Origin of the sequence: Dyella sp. KRB-257, assembly GCF_049445995.1 — a bacterium.
Lineage (GTDB): Bacteria > Pseudomonadota > Gammaproteobacteria > Xanthomonadales > Rhodanobacteraceae > Dyella_A.
Window position 1 is genome coordinate 229,176 of sequence record NZ_JBMSDZ010000001.1, and the last position, 20,277, is coordinate 249,452.

At 68.0% G+C, this 20,277-nt stretch carries 20 protein-coding genes; 9 read left to right on the forward strand and 11 right to left on the reverse strand.

Annotated elements, in window-relative coordinates:
* The first annotated feature begins 141 nt into the window (after positions 1-141).
* The 3 genes from ACO2Q2_RS01115 to ACO2Q2_RS01125 all read left to right on the forward strand — a co-directional run bounded on the left by ACO2Q2_RS01115 (position 142) and on the right by ACO2Q2_RS01125 (position 4,703).
* On the forward strand, positions 142-1,941 hold the full coding sequence (locus ACO2Q2_RS01115) for a M24 family metallopeptidase (RefSeq protein WP_423253926.1): 1,800 nt from the start codon (positions 142-144) through the stop codon (positions 1,939-1,941).
* 166 nt (positions 1,942-2,107) lie between these two features.
* Positions 2,108-3,997: a DNA topoisomerase IV subunit B gene (gene parE, locus ACO2Q2_RS01120; RefSeq protein ID WP_423253927.1), complete on the forward strand. Its 1,890-nt coding sequence runs from the start codon at positions 2,108-2,110 to the stop codon at positions 3,995-3,997.
* Positions 3,998-4,181: 184 nt separating this feature from the next.
* Positions 4,182-4,703 carry a 3-hydroxyanthranilate 3,4-dioxygenase gene (locus tag ACO2Q2_RS01125; protein ID WP_423253992.1) on the forward strand — a complete coding sequence of 174 codons (522 nt, stop codon included), beginning with the start codon at positions 4,182-4,184 and terminating at the stop codon, positions 4,701-4,703.
* 128 nt (positions 4,704-4,831) lie between these two features.
* Here the strand turns inward: ACO2Q2_RS01125 and ACO2Q2_RS01130 are convergent, their stop codons facing one another.
* Positions 4,832-5,308: an NUDIX hydrolase gene (locus ACO2Q2_RS01130; protein WP_423253993.1), complete on the reverse strand. Its 477-nt coding sequence runs from the start codon at positions 5,306-5,308 to the stop codon at positions 4,832-4,834.
* Between the two features lie 240 nt (positions 5,309-5,548).
* On the opposite strand from ACO2Q2_RS01130, the gene ACO2Q2_RS01135 reads away from it, so the two are divergent.
* A complete protein-coding gene (locus tag ACO2Q2_RS01135) occupies positions 5,549-7,033 on the forward strand; it encodes an amino acid permease (RefSeq protein ID WP_423253928.1) in 1,485 nt (494 codons plus the stop codon).
* Positions 7,034-7,109: 76 nt separating this feature from the next.
* The gene (locus ACO2Q2_RS01140) at positions 7,110-8,561 is read left to right on the forward strand and encodes an amino acid permease (protein ID WP_423253929.1); all 1,452 of its coding nucleotides are present in this window, start codon (positions 7,110-7,112) and stop codon (positions 8,559-8,561) included.
* A 394-nt stretch (positions 8,562-8,955) separates the two neighbouring features.
* Here the strand turns inward: ACO2Q2_RS01140 and ACO2Q2_RS01145 are convergent, their stop codons facing one another.
* Positions 8,956-9,288, reverse strand: coding sequence for a high-potential iron-sulfur protein (locus ACO2Q2_RS01145; protein WP_423253930.1), 333 nt, complete (start codon positions 9,286-9,288; stop codon positions 8,956-8,958).
* Between the two features lie 166 nt (positions 9,289-9,454).
* On the opposite strand from ACO2Q2_RS01145, the gene ACO2Q2_RS01150 reads away from it, so the two are divergent.
* Genes ACO2Q2_RS01150 through ACO2Q2_RS01165 form a run of 4 tightly spaced genes read left to right on the forward strand, consistent with a single transcriptional unit; the run spans position 9,455 to position 12,399 of the window.
* Positions 9,455-10,102, forward strand: a complete 648-nt coding sequence (locus ACO2Q2_RS01150; protein ID WP_423253994.1) for a methylthioribulose 1-phosphate dehydratase — start codon at positions 9,455-9,457, stop codon at positions 10,100-10,102.
* The gene (locus tag ACO2Q2_RS01155; RefSeq protein WP_423253931.1) at positions 10,099-10,662 is read left to right on the forward strand and encodes a 1,2-dihydroxy-3-keto-5-methylthiopentene dioxygenase; all 564 of its coding nucleotides are present in this window, start codon (positions 10,099-10,101) and stop codon (positions 10,660-10,662) included. Before ACO2Q2_RS01150 ends, ACO2Q2_RS01155 begins: the two co-directional genes overlap by 4 nt.
* 31 nt (positions 10,663-10,693) lie before the next feature.
* Positions 10,694-11,383: an acireductone synthase gene (gene mtnC / locus ACO2Q2_RS01160; RefSeq protein ID WP_423253932.1), complete on the forward strand. Its 690-nt coding sequence runs from the start codon at positions 10,694-10,696 to the stop codon at positions 11,381-11,383.
* 17 nt (positions 11,384-11,400) lie between these two features.
* Positions 11,401-12,399: a C13 family peptidase gene (locus tag ACO2Q2_RS01165; protein WP_423253933.1), complete on the forward strand. Its 999-nt coding sequence runs from the start codon at positions 11,401-11,403 to the stop codon at positions 12,397-12,399.
* A gap of 14 nt (positions 12,400-12,413) precedes the next feature.
* On the opposite strand, the gene hisIE is transcribed toward ACO2Q2_RS01165, so the two are convergent.
* The 9 genes from hisIE to ACO2Q2_RS01210 all read right to left on the reverse strand — a co-directional run bounded on the left by hisIE (position 12,414) and on the right by ACO2Q2_RS01210 (position 20,178).
* Complete coding sequence (hisIE, locus tag ACO2Q2_RS01170) at positions 12,414-13,043, reverse strand: bifunctional phosphoribosyl-AMP cyclohydrolase/phosphoribosyl-ATP diphosphatase HisIE (RefSeq protein WP_423253934.1); 630 nt, start codon at positions 13,041-13,043, stop codon at positions 12,414-12,416.
* A 181-nt stretch (positions 13,044-13,224) separates the two neighbouring features.
* Positions 13,225-13,998 (reverse strand): imidazole glycerol phosphate synthase subunit HisF, encoded by a 774-nt coding sequence (hisF, locus tag ACO2Q2_RS01175; RefSeq protein WP_423253935.1) that lies wholly within the window; start codon positions 13,996-13,998, stop codon positions 13,225-13,227.
* On the reverse strand, positions 13,992-14,720 hold the full coding sequence (gene hisA, locus ACO2Q2_RS01180) for a 1-(5-phosphoribosyl)-5-[(5-phosphoribosylamino)methylideneamino]imidazole-4-carboxamide isomerase (protein WP_423253936.1): 729 nt from the start codon (positions 14,718-14,720) through the stop codon (positions 13,992-13,994). The genes hisF and hisA overlap by 7 nt, the downstream gene beginning before the upstream one ends.
* On the reverse strand, positions 14,717-15,343 hold the full coding sequence (hisH, locus tag ACO2Q2_RS01185; protein WP_423253995.1) for an imidazole glycerol phosphate synthase subunit HisH: 627 nt from the start codon (positions 15,341-15,343) through the stop codon (positions 14,717-14,719). The genes hisA and hisH overlap by 4 nt, the downstream gene beginning before the upstream one ends.
* Positions 15,344-15,396: 53 nt before the next feature.
* Positions 15,397-16,461, reverse strand: a complete 1,065-nt coding sequence (gene hisB, locus ACO2Q2_RS01190) for a bifunctional histidinol-phosphatase/imidazoleglycerol-phosphate dehydratase HisB (RefSeq protein WP_423253937.1) — start codon at positions 16,459-16,461, stop codon at positions 15,397-15,399.
* Between the two features lie 106 nt (positions 16,462-16,567).
* Positions 16,568-17,626: a histidinol-phosphate transaminase gene (gene hisC / locus ACO2Q2_RS01195; RefSeq protein ID WP_423253938.1), complete on the reverse strand. Its 1,059-nt coding sequence runs from the start codon at positions 17,624-17,626 to the stop codon at positions 16,568-16,570.
* Positions 17,623-18,930, reverse strand: coding sequence for a histidinol dehydrogenase (gene hisD / locus ACO2Q2_RS01200; RefSeq protein WP_423253939.1), 1,308 nt, complete (start codon positions 18,928-18,930; stop codon positions 17,623-17,625). The genes hisC and hisD overlap by 4 nt, the downstream gene beginning before the upstream one ends.
* A gap of 22 nt (positions 18,931-18,952) precedes the next feature.
* The gene (gene hisG / locus ACO2Q2_RS01205) at positions 18,953-19,864 is read right to left on the reverse strand and encodes an ATP phosphoribosyltransferase (protein ID WP_423253996.1); all 912 of its coding nucleotides are present in this window, start codon (positions 19,862-19,864) and stop codon (positions 18,953-18,955) included.
* A complete protein-coding gene (locus ACO2Q2_RS01210; RefSeq protein WP_423253940.1) occupies positions 19,843-20,178 on the reverse strand; it encodes a YerC/YecD family TrpR-related protein in 336 nt (111 codons plus the stop codon). Before ACO2Q2_RS01210 ends, hisG begins: the two co-directional genes overlap by 22 nt.
* Between the last annotated feature and the right edge of the window lie 99 nt (positions 20,179-20,277).

The window sequence follows — 20,277 nt, forward strand, 5'->3', positions numbered from 1 at the left end:
GGGATGCAGCCGTGCTGGAAATTAGGCATTTTAGCGGCAGACGGGCCCGATCGCGAGACGTCAGGGGCAAATTCCCCGAAAGCGGTTCATGTCCGACGCGATCGGCAGCGTTCCGGTGGGGCGCGCTGATAGCATGAAGGGATGACCCACCCCATTCCTTCCCGCCTCGCCGCCCTGCGCCAGGTCATGGCTGCCCGCAACGTGGCGGCATGCCTGATACCGACCGCCGACCCGCACCTGTCCGAATACCTGCCCGGCCACTGGGCCGCGCGTGAATGGCTGTCCGGCTTCACCGGTTCGGCCGGGACGCTGCTGGTTACCGCCGAGCACGCCGGCCTGTGGACCGACTCGCGCTACTTCGCCCAGGGCGAGCAGCAGCTGGCGGGCAGCGGCATCGCCCTGATGAAGCAAAAGGTGGCGCATGCGCCGGAACACCTGCTCTGGCTGCAGCAGCACCTGCACGCCGGCGACGCGGTGGCCATCGCCGGCGACAGCCTGAGCGTCGCCTCGCGGCAGCAGATCGCCCGCCTGCTCGGCGAGGTGGGCGCCACCCTGCGTACCGACCTGGATCTGCCGGCCGCGATCTGGACCGACCGCCCGGCGCTGCCGTGCGCGCCGGTGGTCGAGCACGCGCTGAGCTGGGCGCACACGCCGCGGGCGGACAAGCTGGCGCGGGTGCGCACCGTCATGCGCAAGCTCGGCGCCACGCACCACCTGGTATCCAGCCTGGACGACATCGCCTGGCTGACCAACCTGCGCGGCAGCGACGTGGAATGCAACCCGGTGTTTCTCGCCCACCTGCTGGTCGAGGCCGAAGGCAGGGCCACGCTGTTCGCCGAACGCGGCAAGCTCGGCGACACCCTGGTGGCGGCGCTCGCAGCCGACGGCATCCACCTGGCCGACTACGCCGCGGTGACCGACGCGCTGGCCGAACTGGGCGCCGACGACGTACTGCTGCTGGACCCGGGCAAGGTGGTCTGCGCGGTGGCTGATGCGGTGCCGGCGACGGTCAGACGGATCGAGGCGGCCAACCCGTCCACCGCGATGAAGGCGCGCAAGAGCGCGGCCGAACTGGATCACATCCGCGAGACGATGCGCCGCGACGGCGCCGCGCTGGTACGCGCCTTCCGCCGCCTGGAGGATCGCCTCGCCGCCGGCATGACGCAGACCGAGCTGGACGTCGATGCCCTGCTGCGCGAGGAACGCTCGGCGCAGCCGGACTTCATCGGCGAGAGCTTCGCCACCATCGCCGGCTACCAGGCCAACGGCGCCCTGCCGCACTACCGCGCCACGCCCGAGCACCACAGCGCGCTGGTCCGCAAGGGCCTGCTGCTGGTGGATTCCGGCGGCCAGTATCTCGGCGGCACCACCGACATCACCCGCGTACTCGCATTGGGCGAGACCACCGCCGAGCAGCGTCGCGATGCCACGCTGGTGATGAAGGGCCTGATCGCGCTCTCGCGCGCCCGTTTCCCCAAGGGCGCCAGCGGCCCGCAGCTCGACGCGCTGGCCCGCGCGCCGCTGTGGGCCGTGGGCATGGACTACGGCCACGGCACCGGCCATGGCGTCGGTTACTTCCTCAACGTGCACGAGGGGCCGCAGGGCATTCGCCCGCCGGTCAGCGGCGGCGCGCTGGTCGCGCTGGAGCCGGGCATGGTCACCTCGATCGAGCCGGGCCTGTACAAACCCGGCCGCCACGGCATCCGCCACGAGAACCTGGCCGTGGTGGTGGAGGCCGAGCAGACCGAGTTCGGCGACTACTACGCCTTCGAGACGCTCACGCTGTGCCCGTTCGACCGCCGCGCGCTGGAGCCGCACCTGCTCAATCCCGAGGAACGCGCCTGGCTGGACGACTACCACGCCGGCGTGCGTGCCGCGCTCAGCCCGCTGCTGGAAGATGCCGACCTGGCCTGGCTCGAACGCCACTGCGCGCCCATGTAGGAGCGCACCCTGTGCGCGAAGGCTCTTGCTCCTGATCGACATCAAAGCCAAGAGCATTCGCGCACAAGGTGCGCTCCAGGGGTTGCGCCTCGACCATCCTCGCTCGCCTTGACCATCACGCCGCTCTCTCGCCATGCTGCGGCGCTCAGCATCACGACAGACATCCATGAGCAGTCGCTACAACGCCGCCGATATCGAAGTCCTTTCCGGCCTGGATCCGGTCAAGCGCCGTCCCGGCATGTACACCGACACCTCGCGCCCGAACCACCTGGTACAGGAGGTGATCGACAACTCGGTGGACGAGGCGCTGGCCGGCCACGCGAAGAACATCGAGGTGGTGCTGCACGCCGACGGCTCGGTGGAAGTGAGCGACGACGGTCGCGGCATGCCGGTGGACATCCACCCGGAGGAGGGCGTGCCGGGCGTCGAGCTGATCCTCACCCGCCTCCACGCGGGCGGCAAGTTCAACGGCAAGAACTACAACTTCTCCGGCGGCCTGCACGGCGTGGGCGTGTCGGTGGTCAATGCGCTGTCGCAGCGGGTGGAAGTGACCATCCGCCGCGACGGCAACGAATACCGCATGGCGTTCGAGCACGGCGACCGCGTCAGCGAGCTGGACGTCATCGGCACGGTGCCCAGGAAGAAGACCGGCACCACCGTGCGCTTCTGGGCCGACCCGAAGTACTTCGACTCGCCGAAAATCTCCATCCCCAGGCTCAAGCACCTGCTGCGCGCCAAGGCGGTGCTGTGCGCCGGCCTCAACGTGAAGCTCACCGACGAGGTCAGCGGCGAGACCGTCGAATGGCATTACGAGGACGGCCTGCGCGACTACCTGCGCGGCGAGCTGGACGGCGCCGAGTCGCTGCCCGCCGAGCTGTTCGTGCACCACGTGGCGCGCGACACCGAAGGGCTGGACGTCGCCCTCGCCTGGCTGCCCGAGGGCGAGCTGGTGCAGGAGAGCTACGTCAACCTGATTCCCACCGTGCAGGGCGGCACCCACGTCAACGGTCTGCGCACCGGCCTGACCAACGCGATCCGCGAGTTCTGCGACATCCGCAGCCTGCTGCCGCGCGGCGTGAAGCTGGCGCCCGAAGACGTGTGGGAGCGCCTCGCCTTCGTGCTCAGCGCCAAGCTGCTCGATCCGCAGTTCGCCGGCCAGACCAAGGAGCGGCTGTCCTCGCGCCAGGCCGCCGCGCTGGTGGAGAACGTGATCCATGACGCCTTCAGCCTGTGGCTGAACCAGCATGTGGATCTGGGCGAGAGGATCGCCCAGCTCGCCATCGAGCGTGCCAGCGCGCGGCTGAAGGCGGCCAAGCAGGTGGTGCGCAAGAAGATCACCCAGGGCCCCGCCCTGCCCGGCAAGCTGGCCGACTGCACCGCCACCGACCTCACCCGCACCGAGCTGTTCCTGGTCGAAGGCGACTCGGCCGGCGGTTCGGCCAAGCAGGCGCGCGACAAGGAGTTCCAGGCGATCCTTCCGCTGCGCGGCAAGATCCTCAATACCTGGGAAGTGGAGTCCACTTCGGTGCTGGCGTCCGAGGAAGTGCACAACCTGGCCGTGGCGATCGGCTGCGATCCGGGCAGGGACGATCTCTCCGGCCTGCGCTACGGCAAGGTGATCATCCTGGCCGACGCCGACTCCGACGGCCTGCACATCGCGACCCTGCTGTCGGCGCTGTTCCTCAAGCACTTCCCGTCACTGGTGCGCGAAGGTCACGTGTTCGTGGCGATGCCGCCGCTGTTCCGCGTCGATGTGGGCAAGCAGGTGTTCTATTGCCTGGACGAGGGCGAGAAGCAGGCGATGCTGGATCGCATCGAGCGCGAGAAGATGAAGGGTGCCGTAAGCACCACCCGCTTCAAGGGTCTGGGCGAGATGAACCCGGCGCAGCTGCGCGAGTCGACCATCCATCCAGATACCCGTCGGCTGGTGCAGCTCACGGTCGACGACAACGAAGGCACCGCCAAACTGATGGACATGCTGCTGGCCAAGAAGCGCGCCGGCGATCGCAAATCCTGGCTGGAGGAAAAGGGCGACCTCGCCACGCTCGAAGTGTGACGCCTTGACTCCTTCTCCCCTCCGGGGAGATGGCTGGGGTGAGGGGCCAGTCTTACGATCCGGTCTTACGATAAGGTGTGACCAAGGCGAACACGCTCCGCATGGAAAACCCACGCGAGCACCCGCCCCTCACCTCGGCCCTCTCCCCAAAGGAGAGAGGAAAAACGTCAAAGGCATCATGCGTATGGCCCTGACCCCGCCCTTCGACCTCAAGCGCTGGATAGCCGAGCACCGCCACCTGCTCAAGCCGCCGGTGGGCAACAAGTGCATCGTCGATGGCGACTTCATCGTGATGATCGTCGGCGGTCCGAACGCGCGCACCGACTACCACTACGACGAGGGGCCGGAATTCTTCTACCAGCTCGAGGGCGAGATGGTGCTGAAGGTGCAGGACGAGGGCCAGGCGCGCGACATCCCGATCCGCGCCGGCGAAGTGTTCTACCTGCCGCCGCGCGTGCCGCATTCGCCGCAGCGCATGTCCGGCTCGGTCGGGCTGGTGATCGAACGCCGCCGCCTGCCGCACGAGCAGGACGGCCTGCTGTGGTTCTGCGAGCGCTGCAACCACAAGCTGTACGAGGAGTACTTCGCGCTCGACAGCATCGAGCGCGACTTCCCGCCAGTGTTCGAGCGCTTCTACCGCTCGTCCGAGGCGCGCACCTGCAAGGCCTGCGGACACCTCAACCCGGCGCCGGCGAAGCACGCCTGAGCGGGTGCGCGAAGCTGCCTTGATTGGCTGTCCATCGCGGCCGGAGGCCACTCCCACAGGGCTGGGGTGATCTTGTGGTAGCGCCCTCCGGCCGCGATGGACACACCCAGAGACAGATCGCCCTGCCTTCACCCCCGCGCCAGCCACCGGCAAGCCATGCGCCGCAACGATACCTCGACGGCCGCATCGCCGGCCAACGCACGCACCGGCATCCAGGCCAGCGCCAGCGATTCCGGGCTGACCGCGAACGCCTCGCCCCCGCACGCGCGCACCACGTAGCGCACGTCGTAGTGCCAGTGTTCCGGCTCGTCGCCGCGCGCCGGAATGCGATGGCGATCCAGGTCGAAGATGCCGCCATCCACACGCAACCCGGCCAGGCCCGATTCCTCCTCCGCCTCGCGCAACGCCACCCGCGCGAGGTCCGCGTCGCCGTCGGCGTGACCGCCAAGCTGCAGCCAGCACCCCAGCTTGCGGTGGTGGGTGAGCAACACGCGCTCGCCGTCACCGCTCACCAGCCAGGCCGATCCGGTGAAGTGTCCAGGCGCATGGTGGCGGTGGAACACATCCGGCGAGGAGTCGAGGAATGCGCCGAAGACGTCCGGCATGGAATCGGCCGGATCAGTCGCGGAAAAACGCTGCAGTGCAGCGAGAAAAGTGGCTTTGGCAGCGTCCAGGACGGCACTCCGACGGGCGTTGGCGAGCACGCGATTCTACCCGCCGTCGATGTGCCGCACGGCGCTTGTCGCCCCCATCGGCGTCGGCTATGGTTGCCCGTCACCTCCGCCTGCCGCCTGCCTTGCGGCGCCGCCATGGGGATGGCGTCTGTTTCCACGGGGAACCACCACATGCTTTTTCAGCGCGTCAAGCCGCTTGACCAGATTCTTGCCACGGCCGAAAAGAAAAGCCTCAAACGGCAGCTCGGCCCGATCCAGCTCACTCTCCTGGGTGTCGGTGCGATCATCGGCACGGGTATTTTCGTACTGACGGCCGAAGCGGGCCAGAAGGCCGGCCCGGGCATGTTGATCGCCTTCGTGATCGCCGCCGTCGTCTGTGCCCTGGCTGCACTGGCCTATGCGGAACTGGCCGGCATGATTCCGGTCGCAGGATCGGCCTATACCTACACCTACGGCGTACTGGGCGAAGGTATCGCCTGGATTGTCGGCTGGGCACTGATTCTGGAATACACGATCGCAGCCAGCACGGTCTCCGTCGGCTGGTCGGGCTATGTCAACGGACTGTTGAACAGCGCAGGCATCGGACTGCCGCGCTTCCTGCGAACCGGCCCGTTCGACGGCGGCAGTTTCAACCTGCTCGCGTTCCTGATCGCCTTGGTCATCACCGCCTTGCTGGTGCTTGGAACATCCAAATCCGCGAAGGTGAATGCTGTCCTGGTATCGCTGAAGGTGGCCGCGCTGGTCGCCTTCATCGTGATCACCGTTCCGGCCACGCACGAGGCAAATTTCCAGCCGTTCCTGCCCAACGGCTGGGGCAGCCCCATGGGCGGTATCGGCGTGCTTGGCGCTGCCGCGTCCATCTTCTTCGCCTACGTCGGCTTCGACGCGGTTTCGACCGCGGCGGAGGAAACCAAGAATCCGAACCGGAACATTCCGATAGGCCTGATCGGATCTCTTGCGGTCTGCACCATCTTCTACCTTCTCGTCGGTTACGGCGCCGTCGGCTCGGTCGGCTCCCAGCCGATGGTCGGAGCCGATGGCGCGGTATTGCAGCCGGGCACGCCGCAAATGGCGGCCGCCTGCGAGGGGATCAAGGCGCTTGTCTGCAGCAAGGAGCCGCTGGCCTATGTGCTGCACACGCTGGGTTCGGACAAGATCGGGTACCTGGTGGGCATGGCCGCAAGCCTTGCGCTGCCCTCCGTCATCCTGATGATGATCTACGGGCAAACCCGTATCTTCTTCACCATGTCCCGCGATGGCCTGCTGCCCAATCGCCTGTCCACTGTGCATCCGCGCTTCCATACGCCGCACGTGCTGACGATGATCACCGGGCTTTTCGTCTCGTTCTTCGGCGCGCTGTTCCCGGTCGGATTGCTCGCCGACATCACCAATTCGGGCACGCTGTTCGCCTTCCTGATGGTTGCGGTCGGCGTCATGATCCTGCGCGTCAAGCAACCGGAGCGGCCGCGCCCTTTCCGGACTCCGCTGGTGTGGATCGTCTGCCCGCTGGCCATGCTGGGATGCCTGCTGCTGTTCGTGAACCTTTCATCCACCGCGATCAGCGTGTTCTTCGTGTGGGCCCTCGTCGGCCTGGTTGTGTATTTCGCCTACGGTCATCGCAAGAGCCATCTGGCCAACGGGACCGAACCCTCCTGACCAGCGTGCCGCAAACCGTTCATTGAGGCCTGGACGGCACGGTGAAAGCCGTGCCGTCGTCTTTTCCGGAATCACCATGCTCAAGCAACTGCTCGCCCGCAAGACCCATTTCAGCGAAGACGTCGACGAAAGCCACGGCCCGGCACTGCGCCGCACGCTCGGACCGTGGGGCATCACCGCGCTGGGCATCGGCGCGGTGATCGGCACCGGCATTTTCGTCGTCACCGGCACCGCGGCCGCGGAGCATGCGGGTCCGGCCGTGCTGATCTCCTTCATCCTGGCGGCGATCTGCAGCGCGTTCAGCGCGCTGTGCTACGCCGAGTTCGCGACCCTGATCCCGGTCTCCGGCAGCTCCTATTCCTACGCCTACGCCACACTGGGCGAGCTGGTCGCCTGGTTCATCGGCTGGAACATGGTGCTGGAATACGGCATCTCGGCTTCGGCCGTGGCGGCCAGCTGGACCGGCTACTTCACCAGCCTGCTCGACCATGTCGGCATTCACCTGCCGGCCGCGCTCACCCAGGCGCCGCTCGCCTTTACCGGCGGCCACCTGGTCGCGACCGGGCATCTGCTCAACCTGCCGGCGGTCGCCATCGTGCTGGCGCTGACCTGGCTGTGCTACGTGGGCATCCGCGAGTCGTCGGGACTGAACGCGCTGATGGTGCTGCTGAAGGTCGGCCTGATCCTGATGATCATCATCGCCGGCGCCCGCTACGTGGACACCGACAACTGGCATCCCTTCATTCCGGAGCAGAAGGGGGACGGCGAGTTCGGCTGGTCCGGCGTTTTCCGCGGTGCGGCGATGGTGTTCTTTGCCTACATCGGTTTCGAGGCGACCTCGACCGCAGCGCAGGAATGCAAGAACCCCCAGCGCGACCTGCCCTTCGGCATCATCGTGTCGCTGATCCTGTGTACCCTGCTGTACCTCGGCATGGCCGCGGTGATGACCGGCCTGGTGCCGTACACCATGCTCAACACGGTCGACCCGGTGGTGACCGCGCTGCGGGGTCATGCGGAGCTGGGCTGGCTGCGCACCTGGGTGGAGGTCGGCGCGCTGATCGGCCTGTCCTCGGTGATCCTAGTGATGATCATCGCCCAGCCGCGCATCTTCATGATCATGGCCCGCGACGGCCTGCTGCCCAAGGTGTTCGCCAGGGTGCATCCGAAGCACCGCACGCCGCACATCAACACCCTCATCACCGGCTTCGGCATCGCCGTGCTGGCGGCGATCTTCCCGCTCGACCTGCTCGCCGACCTCACCTCGATGGGCACGCTGATCGCCTTCACCGCGGTTTGTGCCGGCGTGCTGATCCTGCGCTACACCGCACCGGAGCTGCCGCGCACCTTTCGCGTGCCGTGGGCACCGGTGATATGCGTGGCCGGCGTGCTCAGCTGCATCGGACTGCTGTCCACCATGAACTGGTTCAACTGGACCCTGATGGGCGTCTGGACGATCCTCGGCCTGATGATCTATTTCGGCTATGGACTTCGGCACAGCCATCTTCATGCCCAGAAAGCCGGGCAATAAGTGCCTAAAAGCGGTCATCTTCGCTCTTTTTCAACGAAGAGTCCTGAACGTGCCGAATCGCTCCACACGGCGCATGCAGCCCAGGAAATGTCAACGGAATGCCACATAACACCTTGATATAAAACATTTTCATGAAAAAAACGTCGCCACGATGGAACGGTTCGCACAGCCCGGAGGAGCGGAGTATCATCCGTGGTCCGCGGGTTGATCACTTGGCAGTGGACCCCGGATCGCCGCCCGGTGCGTCAGACAGGGTCAGCTCCTCATCCTGACGCGCCGGGCAGCACTTTTGAGGTGCCTCGCCGCGTCCACAGCGCGATGCCTCGACAAACAAAAAGGCCGGCTTCGCAGCCGGCCTTTCTTTTTGCAACTTTTGCAACGCGAGGGGGGCCGATCAGCCGGCCTTCACCGCATGCGACACGCACCAGCCCTTGGCCGCGACGGACTTGCCCGGGAACAACTGGCAAGGACCGTAACCGGTGGCTCCGCCGCTGTAGAACTGGCAGTTCGCACAGGTGTCGCCGGCCTTGTGCTTCGGATCCTTGGTCGCGTTGGCATCTTCCACGTAGCCCAGCGCCTTGGCCGTCGGATCCGATTCGGACACGTGCGGCAGATCCGCGGCACGGGCGACGCGCGGCAGCGCACCGACCACCACCGCCGCAGCGGCGGTACCGGCGGCAATCTTGAGGAATCGGCGACGCGATTCGATGTTTTCTTCGTGGGACATTGGCAAACCTCCGTCGTGAATGAACTGCCGCTCGCGCGGCGCTGGGTGACGCGATGCTACGCCCATCGCCGCAATCTTTCCTGACTTGCGAGAATCGCTCGCATTATCCGACGGAAGAGCGGCGCAGCGTGTTATTCTTTCCTACCGTTTGGACGTCCAAATACTCATGTCACAGATGCTTCCCGAGGGTATTTCGAGCGACGCGTTCCACGCATGCGCCGATGCCATCGCGCATGCGGCAAAGGATCTGGCCCTGCTCGGCTGGACCCCGGCCACCAGCAGCAACTTCTCGATGCGGGTGAATGCCTCGCATGCGGCGATCACCATCTCCGGCCGCGACAAGGGCCGGCTCGATCGTGACGACATCATGCTCATCGATCTCGATGGCCGGCCCGTCGGTACCGACGCCCGGCCCAGTGCCGAGACGGCCCTGCATACGCAGTTGTACCGGCGCTGGCCCGAGACGCAGGCGGTACTACACACCCATTCGCGCACGCAGAGCGTGGCCTCGCGTCTATTTGCCACACAGGGCGTGGTCCGCCTCGAAGGCTGGGAGTTGCAGAAGGCAATCACCGGCTTCCATACCCACGAAAGCGTGCTGGAGATTCCGGTGTTTCCCAACACGCAGCACATGCCTGGGCTCGTCGCGCAGGTCGACGCCTGGCTGGACTCCGGCAAGCCGCTGCATGGGTACCTGATCGATGGTCATGGCATCTACACCTGGGGCCGCACGATGGCCGAAACGCGCCGCCATCTGGAAGCGCTGGAATTCCTGCTTGCCTGCGAACTGGATCTGAGGAGGTTGTCCGCATGAGCCGTCTGCGCATCTACGACGACACCGTACCGAATGCCGCCCTGGCCGAGCATCACGAGCACGCGGCCATTGCTCGTGAACTGGGCGCGGTCGGCATCCGCTTCGAGCAGTGGCAGGCCAGCCAGCCGATCGCTCCGGGCGCCAGCCAGGAAGAGGTGATCGCCGCCTATCGCAGCGACATCGACCGGCTGATGGCCAGCGAGGGCTACCAGGCGGTGGACGTGATCAGCCTGACTCCCGATCACCCCGACCGCACCGCATTGCGCCGGAAATTCCTCGACGAGCACACCCACAGCGAGGACGAGGTGCGCTTCTTCGTGGCCGGCGCCGGGCAGTTCACCCTGCACATCGGCGGCAAGGTGTACGAGGTGTTGTGCGAACAGGGCGACCTGATCGGCGTACCCGACGGCACCCCGCACTGGTTCGACATGAGCGAGTCGCCCTGTTTCGTGGCGATCCGCCTGTTCACCAACAAGGAGGGCTGGGTCGCCCACTTCACCGGCGCCGACATCGCCGAACGCTTCCCGCGCATGGCGCCGCACGCCGGCGCCGGCGCCTGATTCCATCGCTCGCACGCACCAGGGACTCCCGATGATCGAGATCCGCGCCATCGTCACCGACATCGAGGGCACCACCAGCTCGATCGATTTCGTCAGGGACGTGCTCTTTCCCTACGCGCGCAAGCGCCTGCCCGCCTTCGTCGAAACCCATGGCGACACGCTCGAGGTACAGCACTGGCTGCACGAAGCGGCGAAGGAGGCCGGCCTGATCGAGGCGAGCCGGCAGGAGATCATCGAAATGCTGCTGCGCTGGATCGATGAGGATCGCAAGTCCACCGCGCTCAAGGCATTGCAGGGCATGATCTGGAAGGACGGCTACGAGGCCGGCGACTATCGCGCCCACGTCTATCCCGAAGTGCCGGCCCGCCTGCGCGCCTGGCGGGCGCAGGGCCTGAAGCTCTACGTCTACTCGTCCGGCTCGGTGCCGGCGCAAAAGCTGTTTTTCCGCCACAGCGAGGCGGGTGACCTCGGTCCGCTGTTCGCCGGCTATTTCGACACGCAGACCGGACCCAAGCGCGAGGCTGCCTCGTATGCCGCCATCGCCGAGACGATCGACGTGCAGCCGACGCACATCCTGTTCCTGTCCGACATCGTGCAGGAACTCGATGCGGCCCGCGCCGCCGGCTTCCAGACCGGCTGGCTGCTGCGCGATCCCGCACAGGATGCGTCGGGTACATCGACCCATCCCGTGTACCGCGACTTCGACGCCATCACGGTCTGACCTGGCAAGGCATCGCCATGCGCCTGCTGCTCACCGCCCTGCTCGCTTTCGCCACCGGCGCGGCACTGACCGTCACCCTGGAGCACCACCCCCTCCGCACGGTGACGGCGCAAGCGGCGGCACCGGCCGCGGCCGCCAGTGCCACCGATGTCGGCGACGTCGGCGACCTGCCAGCCGACACCTGGCCAGCCGACGCGCCGTCTCCCGAGCAGGTGCTCTACGCCCAACCGCTGTTGCTGCGCAAGGCACTCGACGGCCTCGGGCCGCGCGTAGCGGGCGTGCCGAATCTCTACCTGGTGACTTTTGCCGGTGATGGCAGCGAGGACGTGTTCCGCAACGAGGCGGAGTATGCCGCGCAGCTGTTCCGGCAACGCTACGGCCAGCGCGCGCACAGCGTGGTACTGGCCAACAATCCGGCGACACTGGACACCTATCCGCTGGCCAGCTGGAGCAATCTGGAAAGCGTGCTCACCGGACTGTGGCGCGCGATGGACCCGCAGCAGGACATCCTGATGCTCTACCTCACCAGCCACGGCGATCCGGAGCACACCCTGCTGGTGGACATGGACCCGCTGCCGCTGGACCAGATCGGCGCGCAGGATCTGGCCGGCATCCTTGCCGAACACCCGTTCAGATGGAAAGTCGTGGTGGTCAACGCCTGCTATTCCGGTGGCTTCGTGCCACCGCTCGCGGGCGACGGCACCCTGGTGATCACCGCCGCACGCGCCGATCGCAGCTCGTTCGGCTGCGGCAGCGATTCGAACGCCACTTATTTCGGCCGGGCCTGGCTGGTCGATGCACTGAACCGCACGGCCGACCCCATCGAGGCCTTCAACCGCGCACGGGCCGAGATCGCGCATTGGGAGCAGCAGGACAAGCTCACGCCGTCCGAGCCGCAGATGGCCACCGGCACCGGCATCACCGCGCAGCTGGAACGCTGGCGACACGGTGACGCGATCGGACCGCCGCTGCCGTTCCGCCCCGAGGCGAGCGGCGGGGCGCCCGCCACGCACTGATCCCGGTTATTTATTTATTTCGCTGCGTGGCGTGCGGCCAGCAGATCGGCGACGTCCGCCAGTGACCGGCCGCGCGCACGCAACAGCACGGTCAGATGGAACAGCAGGTCGGCGGCTTCGCCAAGCAGGTCCGCGTCGCCCTGCGCCACGCCGGCCAGCGCCGTTTCCACGCCTTCTTCGCCCACTTTCTGGGCGATCCGTCGCACGCCGCCCTCGAACAGGCGCGTGGTGTAGCTGCCGGCCGGCCGCTCGGCATCACGCTGCGCCACCAGCGCATCCAGTTCAGCGAGAAAGCCCAGCGGGGGGGCCACGTGGTTGCCGAAGCAGCTCGACGTGCCGGTGTGGCAGGTCGGTCCGTGCGGCAGCGCGCCGACCAGCAGCGTGTCCGCGTCGCAGTCCACGCGGATCGATTGCAGGGCCAGCACGTGCCCCGAACTCTCGCCCTTGGTCCACAGGCGCTGTTTCGAGCGGCTGAAGAAGGTGACGTGGCCGGTCTGCTGGGTGGCCGTCAGCGCCTCGGCGTTCATGTAGCCGAGCATCAGCACCTCGCCGGTCTGCGCGTGCTGCACGATCGCCGGCAGCAGGCCGTCGCCCTTGGCCCAGTCGAGTTGGTCGGGGTTGAGCGTGGCAATCGATGGATTCACGCGAGACGCTCCTTTGGCTTCACACAGCTGAGACGAAAACGGCACCCCTCCTCGCCGTCATGCCGGCGCAAGCCGGCATCCAGTGCCTTTTTTTGTCCTTGCCGCAGAGATCGAAGACGCTGGATGCCAGCTTTCGCTGGCATGACGGCGGAAACATGCGGATGGACGAGAACGTCGCTTCTCATGCAGAGCGCACCGCAATGCCCTGCCCCGCCAGATACCGCTTGAGTTCGGGAATCGCAATGGCGCCGGAGTGGAACACGCTGGCCGCCAGCGCGCCGTCCACGTCGGCATTGGCGAACGCATCGCGGAAATGCTCCGGCGCGCCGGCCCCGCCCGAGGCGATCAGCGGCACGCGGCAGATCGCGCGGGCGGCGCGCAACTGCTCCAGATCGTAGCCCTGGCGCACGCCGTCGCTGCCCATGCAGTTGAGCACGATCTCGCCCGCGCCACGGCGCTGTGCCTCGACCATCCAGTCCAGCGTGCCCCGTGCCAGCGCCTGGGTCTTGTCCGGATCGCCGGTGTACTGGCGCACGCGCCACGGGCCGTCGGCGTCGCGTAGCGAATCGATGCCGACCACCACGCACTGCACGCCGAACGCCTGCGCCAGTTCGTCGATCAGCTCGGGACGCTCCAGCGCGGGCGAGTTCACCGAGATCTTGTCGGCCCCGGCGTGCAGCACGGCACGCGCCTCGTCCACCGAACGGATGCCTCCGGCGACGCAGAACGGGATGTCGATCACCCGCGCCACGCGTTCGACCCAGCCGCGGTCCACGCTGCGCCCTTGCGGGCTGGCGGTGATGTCATAGAACACCAGCTCGTCGGCGCCTTCGTCGCGATAGCGCAGCGCGAGATCGACGATCTCGCCCATCACCACGTGGTCGCGGAAGCGCACGCCCTTGACCACCTGACCGTCGCGCACGTCGAGGCAGGGAATGATGCGGCGGCTCAGCATGCGATGGCCTCCTCGACAGTGAAGCGCCCTTCGAGCAGGGCACGACCGAGGATCACCCCTCGCACCCCCGCCGCGCGCGCCGCGCGGATGTCGTCCAGCGAGCGCACGCCGCCGGAGGCCTGCACCGCCAGCGTGGGCACGGTGGCGGCCAGGTGGCGATAGAGATCGAGATTGAAGCCGGCCAGCATGCCGTCGCGGTCGATGTCGGTGCACAGCAGGTGACGCGCGCCGCGTGCGGCGTACCACGGCGCCAGTTCGTCCAGCGTGCGCGCTTCGAGCTCGGTCCAGCCAGCGCTGGGCAGGGCCCAGCGGCCGTCGATGCGGCGGGTGTCGAGCGCCAGCGTCAGCCGCTCCGCACCGTAGCTGCCGAGCCAGCCGGCCACCGTATCCGGATCGCGGATCGCCACGCTGCCCAGCACCACCCGCCGCACGCCGGCGTCGAACAGGCGGCGCAGATCGTCCTCGCCGCGCACGCCACCGCCGGCCTGCACCCGCATGCCATTGGCCGCGATCGTCTCGATCACCTTCAGGTTGTCCAGATTGCCGGAGCGCGCGCCGTCGAGATCGACCAGGTGCAGCCAGCCGGCGCCGGCAGCGGCGTAGCGGGACGCCAGCTCGACCGGGTCGAACGGATAATCGGTCTGCTGCGCGTAGTCGCCCTGCTTCAGGCGCACCACCTGGCCGCCGCGCAGGTCGATCGCGGGAATCACGTGGAACGTCATAGGGCGAGGAAATTCTTCAGGAGGCGCGCCCCCACCCCGGCGGAACGCTCGGGATGGAACTGCATGCCGTAGAAATTGCCGCGGGCGATCATCGCGGAGAACGGGCCGCCGAAGTCGCTGGTGACCAGTGTGCAGTCTCCGGTCGGCACCGCGTAGCTGTGCACGAAGTAGGCCTGCTCGCCGGCCGTCAGTCCGGTCAGCAGCGGATGCCCGCGCACCGGCTTCAGCGCATTCCAGCCCATGTGCGGCACACGCAGGCCCGGCGCCTCGCGGAAACGGCGCACCGGGGCGTCGATCACGCCCAGGCATTCGGTGTCGCCCTCTTCCGAATGCGCGCACAACAGCTGCATGCCCAGGCACACGCCCAGCACCGGCTGGGTCAGCGAACGCATCAACTGGACCAGCCCCAGCTCGCGCAGGCGTGCCATGCCCGGACCGGCCGCACCCACGCCGGGCAGGATCACCTTGTCGGCACCGCGGATGGTGGCCGGATCGGAAGTGAGCGCCGCCTCCACGCCGAGGCGCTGCAGTGCGTAGCGCACCGAACCGATGTTGGTGCCGCCGGCATCGACGAGGACGACCGATTGCGACGGAAGATCAGAGCGCCCCTTCGCCCTGGCCATCGCCCCCGACGTGGCCGGGGGAGAGGGAGGCGTGTCATGCACCGGCGCGCTCATCAGAGCGTCCCCTTGGTGCTGGGCAGCTCGCTGCCCTCGCGGCGGATCGCCTGGCGCAGCGTGCGCGCCACCACCTTGAAGCAGGCTTCGACCATGTGGTGCGCGTTGTCGCCCTTCACCGTGAGGTGCAGGTTGGCACCCAGCGTCTCGCACAGCGAGCGGAACACGTGTGGCACCAGCTCGGTGGGAATGTCGCCCACGCGCTCGCGCGGAAAGCTGCCCTCGAACACGAAGTACGGCCGGCCGGAGAGATCCAGCGCGGCGCTGGCGAAGGATTCGTCCATCGGCAGCGTGAAGCCGTAGCGGCCGATGCCGCGCTTGTCGCCCAGCGCCTGCTTCAGCGCCTGGCCGAGGGCCAGCGCGCAGTCCTCCATCGTGTGGTGTTCGTCGATGTGGGTGTCGCCCTCGCAGCGGAGCTCCAGCGCGAACCCGCCGTGCTTGCCGATCTGCTCCAGCATGTGGTCGAAGAAGCCCAGCCCGGTATGCACCTTCGGCTCGGCCACGCGATCCAGGTCCACGCTCACCGTGATGCGGGTTTCCTTCGTGTTGCGCTGGACCGTGGCGGTGCGCGGCGCATCGAGCAGGCGATGCGCGATGGCGTCCCACGACTGCCCCTGCGGCCCCACGCGCAGGCCGCGCACGCCGAGGTTGGCGGCCAGCTGCATGTCGGTGTCGCGGTCGCCGATGACGGCCGACGCCGCCCGGCTCCAGCCGTCGTCGGCCAGGTAGTGGCGCAGCATGCCGATGCCCGGCTTGCGCGTATCGAGCCCCTCGTGCGGGAAGCTGCGGTCGATCAGCTGTTCGCGGAACACGATGCCCTGCGAGGCCAGGATGCGCAGCAGCAACCGGTGCGGACCGTCGAAGCTCGCCTGCGGGAAACCCGCGGTGCCCAGGCCGTCCTGGTTGGTCACCATCACCAGCTCGTAGCCGGCGGCGACGCAGCGCTGCAGCGCGCCGATCACGCCCGGCAGCAGGTCCAGCTTCTCGTAGCTGTCGATCTGCTCGTCCGGCGGTTCGACGATGAGGCAGCCGTCGCGGTCGATGAAAAGGATCTTGCGGCTCATCAACAATTTCTCCAACCCGCGCGGGAGCGCACCCTGTGCGCGACCTGCGGGATTCGGCAGCGACCTGGCAATCGCGCACAGGGTGCGCTCCTACGGGCTACGGGATTCATGGGGTTCCCCTGAGTGCTTCCAGCACGCGTGCATTTTCCTCCGGCGTGCCGATGGTGATGCGCAGGGCGTCGCCGAGGTTCGGATAGCGGCGCACGTCGCGCACCACGATGCCGGCGGCGAGCAACTGCCGGTAGACAGCACCTGCGTCGTCGAAGCGCACGGCGAGGAAGTTCGCCTGCGACGGCAGCACCGCGCGCACGCCGGGCACCGCGGCCAGCGCGTCGGCCATGCGCGCCCGCTCGACCCTGACCTGATCGATATGCCCACGCGCCTGCGCCTGCCCGGCCGGCGACAGCGCGGCCAGCGCCGCCTCCACGCAGGGCAAGGGCAGCGGATACGGCGGCATGATCCGGCGCAGCAGCGCGATCACCGCGTCGTTCGCCAGCAGCGTGCCGATGCGCGCACCGGCCAGCGCCCAGGCCTTGGACAGCGTGCGCAAAATGGCGACGTGCTCGTGGCGGTCGATCAGCCCGGCCATGCTTGGCGCATCGGCAAACTCGACATAGGCCTCGTCGACGATCAGCAGCGCACGGCCGGCCAGCGCCTGTGCCAGCCGCTCGATGGCGGCGGGCGCGATCGTCTGGCCGGTCGGGTTGTTCGGCGTGCAGACGAACACCAGCTTCACCGCCGGGGTCATCGCCGCCAGCACGGCGTCCACGTCCAGCGTGAAATCGGCCGCCAGCGGCGCCTCGATCACCGCCGCGTTCTGGATGCGCGCGCATACCGCGTACATGCCGAAGGTGGGCGGCTGGATCAGGATCGCGTCTTCGCCGGCGCGGCAGAACGCGCGTGTCAGCAGGTCGATCGCCTCGTCGCTGCCGCGGCCAACCAGCAACTGTTCGCGGCGCACGCCGTACAGCGCGGCCAGCGCATCGACCAGCGCCGTCGGCTGCGGGTCGGGATAACGGTTGCAGCCGGCGCCCGCCTCGCCGAACGGCGCCCAGGCCGATTCGTTCGCGTTGAGCAGGATCTGCCCGCCGCTGGCCTCCATCCGCGCCGAGGAATACGGCTGCATCGCGCGGATCTCCGGCCGCGCCAGATCGAGCACACTCATGCGCGACCCTCCAGCGCGTCCAGCCGCATCGACACCGCGCGGCGGTGCGCCTCCAACTGCTCGGCAGCGGCCAGCGTGACCGTGCACGGACCGATCGCGCGCAGGCCGTCGGCGCTCGCCTCCTGCACGCTGATCTGCTTGACGAAGCTGGCCACCGACACGCCGCTGTAGCTGCGCGCGTAACCGTAGGTGGGCAGCACGTGGTTGGAGCCGCTGCAGTAGTCGCCGACCGACTCAGGTGTCCACGGGCCCAGGAAGATGGAGCCGGCGCTCTCGATGCCGTCGAGCAGCGCGCGCGGCTCGACGGTCTGGATGATCAGGTGCTCGGGCGCGTAGCGGTTGCTCACCTCCACCGCCTGCGCCAGCGACGCGACGCGGATCAGCCGGCTCTGCGCCAGCGCCTTGAACGTGGTCTCCCCGCGCGGCAGGGTGGCGCATTGGCGATCCACCTCGCCGGCCACGGCATCGAGCAGCGCGGACGACGGGCTGAGCAACATCACCTGCGAGTCCGGCCCGTGCTCGGCCTGCGACAGCAGGTCGACCGCGACGAAGGCGGGGTTGGCACTGTCGTCGGCGATCACCAGCACCTCGGACGGACCGGCCGGCATGTCGATCGCCGCACCCTCCGGATCCCCCGATACCTGCAGCTTCGCCTCGGTGACCCAGGCATTGCCCGGGCCGAACAGCTTGTCGCACTTGGGCACGCTGTCCGTGCCATAGGCCATCGCGGCGATCGCCTGCGCACCGCCGAGCTTGAACACGCGGTGCACGCCGGTGACGCGCGCGGCATACAGCACGGCCTCGTCGCAGCGGCCGTCGGCGCGCGCGGGCGAGCACAGCGCCACTTCGCGGCAGCCGGCGATCGCCGCGGGCACGCCCAGCATCAGTGCGGTGGACGGCAGCGGCGCCGTGCCGGCCGGCACGTACAGGCCGACGCGGGCGATCGGGCGCAGCATGCGTTCCACCCGCACGCCCGGTGCGGTGTCCACGCCCACCGGCTGCGGCTGCGAGGCGCGGTGGTAGGTATCGATGCGCCCGGCCGCCTCGCGGATCGCCGCCTTCAGCGGCTCGTCGAGTTTCGCTTCGGCCGCGTCGAACTCGGCCGCGGTGACTTCGATGGCATCCAGCGTGCAGCGGTCGTACTTCGCGCTCAGTTCACGCAGCGCCGTATCGCCGTGCGCGCGCACCTGGGCCACGATCGCCGCCACACCCTGCTTGAGTTCGTCCGCGCGCGCCTGCGCCGGGCGGGCCAGCGCCCCGCGCCGGGCCGCTTCATCAAGGGTGTTCCAGTCCAGCCGCTTCATCGTCTCGTGTCCTCGTGTCCGCTCAGGCGAGCATCTTTTCCACCGGCAGCACGAACATCTCGCGCGCGCCGGCCTTCTTGATCTCTTCCAGCTGACGCCAGCTCACCTCGCCCGCGCACAGCGCCTGCAGCATCAGCTGGTCGGGCTGGCCGGCCACCGGCAGCAGAGTCGGCTGCGGGCCGCCGGGCAGCAGGCGGGTGACCGCCTCCAGTGTGCTGCGCGAGGTCTGCAGCAGCAGCAGGCGCGACTCGCGCACCTGGATCACGCCGTCCAGCCGCTTGAGCAGCAGTTCGATCATGTCGCCGCGCTCGTCCGCCGGCAGGGTCTTCGGGCCGGCCAGCACGGCCTCGCTTTCCAGCAGCACCTCGACCTCGCGCAGCTGGTTGGCCACCAGCGTGCCGCCGCTCTGCACCAGGTCGCAGATGGCGTCGGCGGTGCCGAGCCGGGGCGCGATCTCGACCGAGCCGGCCAGCGTCACCACCTGGGTGTCGACGCCCTGCGTGCGCAGCCACGTGCCGAGCAGACCCGGATAGGACGTCGCCACGCGCCGTCCGCCAAGGTCCGCCGCGCTGGCGTATGCCATCTCCTGCGGTACGGCGATCGACAGCCGGCAGCGGCCGAAGCCAAGCGGGCGCCATTCGTGCAAGGGCGCCGCGTCCACGCCGGCGGCGAGCTGGAACTCGCTGAGCACGTTGCGCCCGACAATGCCCAGGTCGCACACGCCCTGCGCGATCAGCCCGGGGATGTCGTCGTCGCGCACCAGCAGCAGGTCCACCGGCTCGCCCTCGCCGAAGCAGAACAGCTTGTCGCGGCTCTGCCGGAAGGTAAGGCCGCAGCGGGTCAGCAGGTCCAGCGCCGGCTCGGTGAGCCGGCCGGATTTCTGCATCGCAATGCGCAGTCGATCGCGCGTCTTCATGGTTTGTCCTTTTTCAATGCCGCGCGGCGCCGCGCACCGCGCGCAGCGGCCGCCAGATAACCGCCGCTGCCCTGGGTGAGATAGCGCGCCACCCGGCCGATCGTGGTGATGCTCACCGCAGTGCGCTCGTGGATCTCGCGATAGGACACGCCGTCGAGCAGGTAGGGGACCACCCGCCAGCGATCCACCAGCACTTCCAGCTCCGCCGGCGTGCACAGGTCGTGCAGGAACGCCGACATCTCCTCGGCATTCTTCAACGACAGCAGTGCCTCGCACAGGCTCAGCTCGGCCGACTCGGCCGGGGTCTCGGGATCGACGGAACGTCGTTTCATAATGTACTAACGCGTTAATACAATAGAACAAGTCTAGAGGCGTTCCCGCGGCTTGTCGAGTCGACGAACGGAAAGCGTTCAGCGGTAGGCTGCAGCTGC

What these genes read in the sequence shown, in the direction of transcription:
- ACO2Q2_RS01115 (WP_423253926.1), top strand. Translation starts at nt 142, where the DNA reads ATGACCCACCCCATTCCTTCCCGCCTCGCCGCCCTGCGCCAGGTCATG.
- parE (WP_423253927.1), top strand. Translation starts at nt 2,108, where the DNA reads ATGAGCAGTCGCTACAACGCCGCCGATATCGAAGTCCTTTCCGGCCTG.
- ACO2Q2_RS01125 (WP_423253992.1), top strand. Translation starts at nt 4,182, where the DNA reads ATGGCCCTGACCCCGCCCTTCGACCTCAAGCGCTGGATAGCCGAGCAC.
- ACO2Q2_RS01130 (WP_423253993.1), bottom strand. Translation starts at nt 5,308, where the DNA reads ATGCCGGACGTCTTCGGCGCATTCCTCGACTCCTCGCCGGATGTGTTC.
- ACO2Q2_RS01135 (WP_423253928.1), top strand. Translation starts at nt 5,549, where the DNA reads ATGCTTTTTCAGCGCGTCAAGCCGCTTGACCAGATTCTTGCCACGGCC.
- ACO2Q2_RS01140 (WP_423253929.1), top strand. Translation starts at nt 7,110, where the DNA reads ATGCTCAAGCAACTGCTCGCCCGCAAGACCCATTTCAGCGAAGACGTC.
- ACO2Q2_RS01145 (WP_423253930.1), bottom strand. Translation starts at nt 9,288, where the DNA reads ATGTCCCACGAAGAAAACATCGAATCGCGTCGCCGATTCCTCAAGATT.
- ACO2Q2_RS01150 (WP_423253994.1), top strand. Translation starts at nt 9,455, where the DNA reads ATGTCACAGATGCTTCCCGAGGGTATTTCGAGCGACGCGTTCCACGCA.
- ACO2Q2_RS01155 (WP_423253931.1), top strand. Translation starts at nt 10,099, where the DNA reads ATGAGCCGTCTGCGCATCTACGACGACACCGTACCGAATGCCGCCCTG.
- mtnC (WP_423253932.1), top strand. Translation starts at nt 10,694, where the DNA reads ATGATCGAGATCCGCGCCATCGTCACCGACATCGAGGGCACCACCAGC.
- ACO2Q2_RS01165 (WP_423253933.1), top strand. Translation starts at nt 11,401, where the DNA reads ATGCGCCTGCTGCTCACCGCCCTGCTCGCTTTCGCCACCGGCGCGGCA.
- hisF (WP_423253935.1), bottom strand. Translation starts at nt 13,998, where the DNA reads ATGCTGAGCCGCCGCATCATTCCCTGCCTCGACGTGCGCGACGGTCAG.
- hisA (WP_423253936.1), bottom strand. Translation starts at nt 14,720, where the DNA reads ATGACGTTCCACGTGATTCCCGCGATCGACCTGCGCGGCGGCCAGGTG.
- hisH (WP_423253995.1), bottom strand. Translation starts at nt 15,343, where the DNA reads ATGGCCAGGGCGAAGGGGCGCTCTGATCTTCCGTCGCAATCGGTCGTC.
- hisB (WP_423253937.1), bottom strand. Translation starts at nt 16,461, where the DNA reads ATGAGCCGCAAGATCCTTTTCATCGACCGCGACGGCTGCCTCATCGTC.
- hisC (WP_423253938.1), bottom strand. Translation starts at nt 17,626, where the DNA reads ATGAGTGTGCTCGATCTGGCGCGGCCGGAGATCCGCGCGATGCAGCCG.
- hisD (WP_423253939.1), bottom strand. Translation starts at nt 18,930, where the DNA reads ATGAAGCGGCTGGACTGGAACACCCTTGATGAAGCGGCCCGGCGCGGG.
- ACO2Q2_RS01210 (WP_423253940.1), bottom strand. Translation starts at nt 20,178, where the DNA reads ATGAAACGACGTTCCGTCGATCCCGAGACCCCGGCCGAGTCGGCCGAG.